Origin of the sequence: Streptomyces sp. NPDC002490 (genome assembly GCF_040296045.1) — a bacterium.
In the GTDB taxonomy this organism is placed as follows: domain Bacteria; phylum Actinomycetota; class Actinomycetes; order Streptomycetales; family Streptomycetaceae; genus Streptomyces.
Genome location: NZ_JBEOWM010000133.1, coordinates 1 through 1,605, shown reverse-complemented (window position 1 = coordinate 1,605; position 1,605 = coordinate 1). Strand labels below are relative to the sequence as shown.

Below are 1,605 nucleotides of genomic sequence, written 5' to 3'. Positions count from 1 at the left end.
CTTGATCTTTAACCTGTGCGGCGTGGGCGAGGAGAAGTGGACTTCTCCGCTTTCGATTTCGTGATGCCCGTTTTGCGGACTGTGTGGACGTCGTGGCGTTGGGTCGGCCGGGTGTTCTTGCGTCCGGGTGGTCGTCCGGGACCGGGGCGGGAGGATTTCGGTGCTCCGGCGGGACAGGCGGCCTTCTGGCGGAGGTGCCGGAAGTCGCGGCGGACTCGGGCAGGGGTGAGTCTGTCGGTCGGGGCCGGTTTCTCCCAAGGCCGGCGAAGGTCAGCGGCGAGCGGGCGGGCGAGCCGGAGCTGGGTGAAGGCCGCGAGGATCAGCCAGGTCCAGCGGTCGGCGGCCTCCGGGGTTCGGATCTTCGGACAGGTCCAGCCCAGAGTCTGCTTGAACAGGCGGAAGGTGTGCTCGATGTCGAAGCGCCGCAGGAAGGCTTGCCAGAGCAGGTCGACCTGGGCTGCGGTGGCGTCGGTGCCCGACCACCACAGCCATACCGGCTTGGGGGTGGCGCCGCTGGGCAGGTGCTCGACCTTCAGGAGGATCACGGTGCCCTCGATCACCGGCAGCGCACCCAGCTGGGCGGTCCAGGCGGAGCGATGGGTCAGCCTCGGGTGGAGCCGATCCCAGGCCCGGGCGGCTGCGACGCCGTAGAGGCGGGTCTCGGTCACGGTCGCCGCGTCAGGGGTGTTCCAGGTGGCGGGGTCGCCGAACACGAACTCGCCACCGTGGCGGGGTGGGCGGCCCCGGGTGCCGGGCTCACGGGGTGGTGCAGCGCGACGCAGGACGCGGTCCGAGCGCATCCGGCCCAGCACCTGCACCGGCAGATCCTTGAGCAGGAAGGCCAGGCGGGGCACGTCGTAACCGGCGTCCACCACGATCAGGATGTCCGGGTCGCCGCCTCGCCACTGCCCGGCGCTGACGAGCCGCTCGACCAGTTCACGCATCTGCCCAGCGGTGACCGTGGCGGCGTCGTCACCCGGGGCGAGACGCAGTGCGTCCAACGGAGCGGTCCACGAGCTGCGGCCCGTCTCCAGTGCGCAGATCACCGAGTACGGCCAGCCGGGGACGGGAATGTGCTGGTCCTTGCCGCGTCCGTAGGTGTGGCACAGGATCCGTTGTGGTGAGGTGTGCGCGTCGGGTCGCAGCCAGCAGGTGATGTCGGCGGCCAGCACCATCCGCCCGTCCGCCGCCCGCGGCAAAGGCACCGCGGCCAGTGCCCGACGCAGCCGGGCCACCTCCACCCGGCCGGCAGCCAGGGCGTCGTAGAGCCCGCCATGCCCACGACGGTGTTCGCCCACCAGCGACAGCTCCACCAGCGACCGGACCGGGCCGTCCGCACACAGCACGGCGTCGGCCAGTTCGAACAGAGCGTCCGCACGTCTGGTCAGGCAGGAGTAGAACTCGCCCCGGAAGCGTGACAGTTCCTCGAACGGATCCTGCCGGACAGCTTGATGCAGCAGACTCATCCCCACGGCCTTCGTGCTGAGCGTGTGTGTTCCTTGGTCGGAGCACATGCTCAGCCGAAGGCCGCCTGCACGTACGGCAGTTACCAGACCGGGTGATCAAGTACGAGAGGCCGTTCGACGTCCGAGGTTAAAGATCAAG

1 protein-coding gene is annotated in these 1,605 nt (G+C 69.6%); it reads right to left on the bottom strand.

Annotated elements, in window-relative coordinates:
• Window positions 1-8 precede the first annotated feature (8 nt).
• On the bottom strand, window positions 9-1,466 hold the full coding sequence (locus ABT092_RS30920; RefSeq protein WP_351249824.1) for an NF041680 family putative transposase: 1,458 nt from the start codon (window positions 1,464-1,466) through the stop codon (window positions 9-11).
• Between the last annotated feature and the right edge of the window lie 139 nt (window positions 1,467-1,605).